The sequence below is a fragment of the Pseudoalteromonas sp. SR45-5 genome, from assembly GCF_014163565.1.
GTDB lineage: Bacteria > Pseudomonadota > Gammaproteobacteria > Enterobacterales > Alteromonadaceae > Pseudoalteromonas > Pseudoalteromonas distincta.
Map to the genome: position 1 here is coordinate 1 of NZ_JACJDN010000245.1, position 5,539 is coordinate 5,539.

5 protein-coding genes are annotated in these 5,539 nt (G+C 39.9%); 4 read left to right on the forward strand and 1 reads right to left on the reverse strand.

What is annotated here, in order from left to right:
* Positions 1-228 precede the first annotated feature (228 nt).
* Positions 229-567 carry an iron-sulfur cluster insertion protein ErpA gene (erpA, locus tag H5072_RS10625; protein WP_002958911.1) on the reverse strand — a complete coding sequence of 113 codons (339 nt, stop codon included), beginning with the start codon at positions 565-567 and terminating at the stop codon, positions 229-231.
* 321 nt (positions 568-888) lie between these two features.
* Between erpA and H5072_RS10630 the strand changes: the two genes are divergently transcribed.
* The 4 genes from H5072_RS10630 (at position 889) to hemL (ending at position 5,466) form a co-directional block, all read left to right on the forward strand.
* Complete coding sequence (locus tag H5072_RS10630; RefSeq protein WP_002958912.1) at positions 889-2,571, forward strand: chloride channel protein; 1,683 nt, start codon at positions 889-891, stop codon at positions 2,569-2,571.
* 15 nt (positions 2,572-2,586) lie between these two features.
* Entirely contained in the window at positions 2,587-3,021 is a 435-nt protein-coding gene (locus H5072_RS10635) for a CopD family protein (protein ID WP_002958913.1), read from the forward strand.
* A 114-nt stretch (positions 3,022-3,135) separates the two neighbouring features.
* Positions 3,136-4,152 (forward strand): aspartate carbamoyltransferase, encoded by a 1,017-nt coding sequence (locus tag H5072_RS10640; RefSeq protein ID WP_182693508.1) that lies wholly within the window; start codon positions 3,136-3,138, stop codon positions 4,150-4,152.
* 33 nt (positions 4,153-4,185) lie between these two features.
* Entirely contained in the window at positions 4,186-5,466 is a 1,281-nt protein-coding gene (gene hemL, locus H5072_RS10645) for a glutamate-1-semialdehyde 2,1-aminomutase (RefSeq protein ID WP_024596268.1), read from the forward strand.
* Positions 5,467-5,539 lie beyond the last annotated feature (73 nt).

A 5,539-nucleotide genomic window follows, 5' to 3' on the forward strand; every position in this document is an offset into this window, starting at 1 on the left:
TTCTTTTTTTATTACCTATCGTGTTGTGTTTAGGTTGGTACTTTTTTTTGCGCCACAACGGCGTACCAATTAAACAAGGTAAAAAAGGCTTTATGTATATTTTAGCGTTTTCAGCCTTTGTACTCGGCTTTTTTGTATTGATAATGCAAATTACCGAATACGCACCAACTGATTTATAGGCATTAAAAAAGCCGCAAAAGCGGCTTTATTCTATTTAGCGTTTGGCTGTTAAACGCTAAAGCTTGCACCACAACCACAGGTTGTTGTTGCATTTGGATTAGATACAAAAAAGCGTGCGCCTTCTAATCCTTCAGTGTAATCAACCTCACCATCAACCAAATATTGAATGCTCATTGGATCAATAACGAGTGTTACACCATTTTTTACAATTTCTAAATCGCCAGGATTCGCTTTTTCATCAAAAGTAAAACCATATTGAAAACCAGAACAACCACCGCCTGTTACATAAACACGCAGTTTTAAGTCTGGGTTTTCTTCTTCGTCGATTAACTGTTTAACACGAACAGCAGCCGCATCGCTGAACTTAATTGGTAATTCTTCAGACATTTTAAAACCCTCAATATCGCAATGGCGTGATTATCTAATACCCGAGTGTTTTAATCAAGTATAGTAAAACAACTCTTTCCTCTAAGTTATATCTATAAATTAGTAAAAAAGTGGCCAAACATTAACTAGCTAAAATAATACTTAAGCAAACTAAAAGCGACCTTTATACGCTATAAACTCATTAAATATTTTAGTTATAGGCAATAGGTCTTAATCTTCACTGCAAATTGTTAATATAAGTTACGAAAATTTCAAAATCACAAGGACTTAGCTAAACTCTTTTGCTAAAATGCTGCTGAAAAATACAGCGAGGAATTATGCATGTGGCTTGAGCAACTCAGGCGTCGGCTGGCAAAACCTAAAACATCTGTACAATTATGCTTATTAGGCGTAGTTGCCGGATTAATTGCTGCATTTTTTATTATTTTATTTCGCTTAACCATTCTGTTTTTCCAAAGCTTATTTTTAGAAACACCTGACGACTTTACTACCCTACCAACACTTGAACGTGTACTAATGCCTTTAGTTGCTGCATTACTAATAGCCACGTTTGCTGCCTTTACTGGGTTTAAACATTACCGCTTGGGTATCCCCTTTGTTATACACAGAATTAAACGTCACTACGGGCAAATGCCTTTATACAATACGGTTAATCAATTTGTTGGTGGCGCACTTGCTCTCATTAGCGGTTTTTCAGTTGGCCGAGAAGGGCCTTCCGTGCATATGGGCGCAACGGGGGCGAGTATTTTGGCAGATAAGCTGCATTTACCGCATAATGCCATGCGTACTCTAAGTGGTTGTGGAGTAGCGGCAGGTATAGCCGCGTCGTTTAATACTCCACTTGCAGCCGTTATTTTTGTAATGGAAGTGGTACTTCGTGAATATAAAGTACATATATTTGTACCTATCATGCTTGCCGCTGTTACTGGCGCACTGGCCACACAGTTTGTTTTTGGTGAAGGCTCAGAGCTTGCGCTCATTACCATAGCGCCATTGAGTGGTTGGCATTACCCTTATTTAATATTATGCGGCATGGCGCTGGGTGCAATTGCATTTAGCTTTAATCAAAACTTAATGCTAATTATTAAAACATTTAAACCTTTAAGTATGTTCCCTCGTTTATTAATTGCAGGGTGCATTGCCAGCTTAATAGCTTACGCAGTGCCTCATGCTATGGGCTCTGGTATGAGCGCAATAACTATCGCGGTTGAATCTCCTGATGACGTAAAGCTACTCACAACTATTTTAATCGCTAAACTACTTGCTACATTGTTTGCTATCGGTTTGGGTATTCCGGGCGGTTTAATTGGTCCGGTAATTGGACTTGGCGTATTAATTGGTACATTAATGGCTTTTTTTGCTCAGTTTATTAGTCCTGGCACTGATATAGCGGGTACTTATGGAGTTTTAGGTATGGCCGGATTAATGGCCGCCACATTGCATGCACCACTAGCTGCTTTAACAACGGTCATGGAGCTTACATCGTCACCTGAAATAATTGTTCCAGCTATGCTTGTGATCACCACGGCCTATGTAACAGCATTACAGTTTTTTGGAAATCGCTCCATATTTTTGCAGCAACTAGATTTTCAGGGATTACCGTACCATGTATCTCCCGCTACCGAAGCATTACAAAAAGTGGGGATAATGGATGATATGGATGAAGACTTTAAATTGCTTTATTCAGACGACAAAGTGCAAATAAAAAGCACATTAGATGCCATGGATAGCCAAACTCCGTTAATTGTTTTTGACGAAGAAAATGGCTATCGTCTCGCTGAATACGATTTAACGCTAATGTCTAATGAAACAATAAATATAAATTATATTAGCTTGCAGGGCATCAGTAGTCAGGCCACCCTAGCCGATGCTTTCGATATCCTAAAAGATAAAAGAAGTGGCGCGCTTTACGTTTATAACCTTTTAGATAATCAACAAATTATGGGGCTATTACGCTGGGATCAAATTCATCATATTTTAACCATTCGTAACAGCTTACTTTAAACAATAAGGACTATTATGAGCGCATTATTGATTTATAAAACACTCCACATATTTTTTATGATTGCGTGGTTTGCCGGTATTTTTTACTTGCCTCGATTATTTGTATATCACGCTATGAGCGAGGAAAGATCATGCAACTCTATGTTAAAAGTTATGGAGCGCAGACTACTTTATTTCGTTACCCCATTTGCTGTATTAACCGCTGTATTTGGTGTATTGACCATTGTTGAATATGGTCGTGATTGGTTTAGATACAGTATGTGGCTGCACTATAAACTAGTACTGGTGATCATATTATATATATACCACGGCTACTGTTTTAAGTTATTAAATGACTTTAAGCATGACCGCAACACTAAGACAGACCGCTTTTACCGTATTTTTAATGAGCTCCCAGTTATTGCGTTGCTCATCATAGTGGCCCTTGCGGTAATAAAACCTAATTTATAAGCTTTGCGGCGCATGTTAAACTTCGCTGCAATTTACAATACTTGCTTTAACACGCGCGATTGCGTGCTCCATTTATGGATTATCGCGCCCATTTGATTGATTAGGAATAACCCCATGTTAAGTTTCCAAGGTGAGCATATACTGTCTGTAAATCAGCTAGACAGAGACTGCATTGAACGTATTTTTGCAGTAGCAAAAAAAATGGAGCCTTATGCTAAAAAGCAAAAGCAAACTAAGGTGCTAGAAGGCGCTATTTTAGCTAATTTGTTTTTTGAACCAAGCACTCGTACACGAGTTAGCTTTGGCACCGCCTTTAACTTACTTGGCGGTGGTGTACGTGAAACTACAGGTATGCAAAGTTCAGCCCTTGCTAAGGGTGAGTCTCTTTACGATACCGCCCGCGTTATTTCAGCTTATGCTGACGCTGTTGCCATGCGCCATCCTGATGCAGGCTCAGTAAGTGAATTTGCTGATGGCTGTACTGTGCCGGTTATTAATGGCGGCGACGGCCCAAATGAGCACCCTACTCAAGCATTGCTTGACTTATTAACCATTGAGCGCGAATTACATCGTTTTGGTCAAAATATTGATGGTATGCATATAGCGCTTGTGGGCGATTTAAAGTATGGCCGCACAGTGCATTCTTTATCTAAACTATTGTGCCATTATAAAAACGTAAAGTTTTCGATGGTCGCGCCTGATGGCTTACAAATGCCAACAAGCATTTTAGATGCAGTAGAAAATGCTGGCCATAAAATTGAGCTAGTAAATAAGATGGAAGGCAATTTAGCAGCCGATATTGTTTACCAAACACGTATTCAAGAAGAGCGTTTTCCATCGCAAGAAGAAGCAAATAAATACCGTGGCGGCTTTAGGATTAGCCAATCTATTTACAGCGCTCACTGTAAGCCTAACTCTGTATTAATGCATCCTCTTCCACGTGACAGTCGCTTAGAAGCCAACGAGCTTGATAACGACTTAAACAGTAACGACAATTTAGCAATATTTCGCCAGGTACAAAACGGCGTATTAATTCGTATGGCACTGTTTGCTTTAACACTCGGCGTAGAAAACAAAGTCGATAAGTATGAAGTAGACGTACCTTGGTTTAGCCGCAAACGCGACAGCTAACCCCCTTTTAAGTGACAATTTATAGGATTTTTCATGACAATTAGCCAAGACTTATTTGAACGCGCCCAAGCTTCTATTCCTGGTGGCGTAAACTCACCAGTTCGTGCTTTTAATGGTGTAGGCGGTACGCCACTATTCATTACAAAAGCAGAAGGCGCGTTTACATTTGATGCCGACGGTAATCGTTACATTGATTATGTTGGCTCTTGGGGGCCTATGATCATGGGCCATAATCACCCTGCAATTAAACAAGCTGTACACGAAGCTGTAGAAAATGGCCTTAGCTATGGCGCACCAACTGAAGCCGAAATATTAATGGCTGAAAAAGTAAAAGAGCTAGTTCCATCAATCGAAAAAGTACGCATGGTTAGCTCAGGCACTGAAGCGACAATGAGTGCAATTCGTTTAGCACGTGGCTTTACCGGTCGCGATAAAATATTAAAATTTGAAGGTTGTTACCACGGTCACGCTGACTCGTTATTAGTTAAGGCAGGCTCTGGTGCACTAACAATGGGTGTACCTAATTCTCCAGGTATTCCTGAAGACTTTGCTAAGCATACACTTACAGTTTCGTTTAATAACCTAGATGAAGTAAAAGCTATTTTTGCAAAATACGCAGATGAAATTGCCTGTATTATTGTAGAGCCAGTAGCCGGTAACATGAACTGTATTCCACCAGTGCCTGGCTTTTTAGAAGGTTTGCGTGATGTGTGTGACGAATATAAATCAGTACTTATTTTTGATGAAGTAATGACAGGCTTTCGTGTTGCACTTGGCGGTGCACAAGCTTATTACAACATTAAACCAGATCTTACGTGTTTAGGTAAAGTAATTGGCGGCGGCATGCCAGTTGGCGCGTTTGGTGGTAAAACTGAAATAATGGATTACATTGCGCCTGTAGGACCAGTTTACCAAGCTGGTACTCTTTCTGGTAACCCTATTGCAATGGCTGCAGGTTTAAAATCACTTGAGCTATTAAGTGAGCCTGGCCTTCACGATAAGTTAGAAGCTATTTCAAAAGCAATTTGTGAAGGCTTTGAAGCTGGTGCTAAAAAAGCCGGTGTTGCGCTAACAACTAACTATGCGGGCGGCATGTATGGATTCTTTTTTACTGATGCTGAAAAAGTAACGACATACAAGCAAGCAACTGAGTGTGACCTAGAGCGCTTCAAACGTTTTTTCCACCTTATGCTTGAAGAAGGCGTGTACCTTGCTCCATCAGCATTTGAGGCTGGTTTTGTATGTGCTGCGCATACTGAACAAGAAGTAAAAGACACAATAGCGGCAGCAGAACGCTCGTTTGCTAAACTTTAAGTTAAAATTACTTTTTATATTTTATAAGCGCTTGTTTTTACAGTATGTAATTAAGACTAAAGATTGAAAAAAG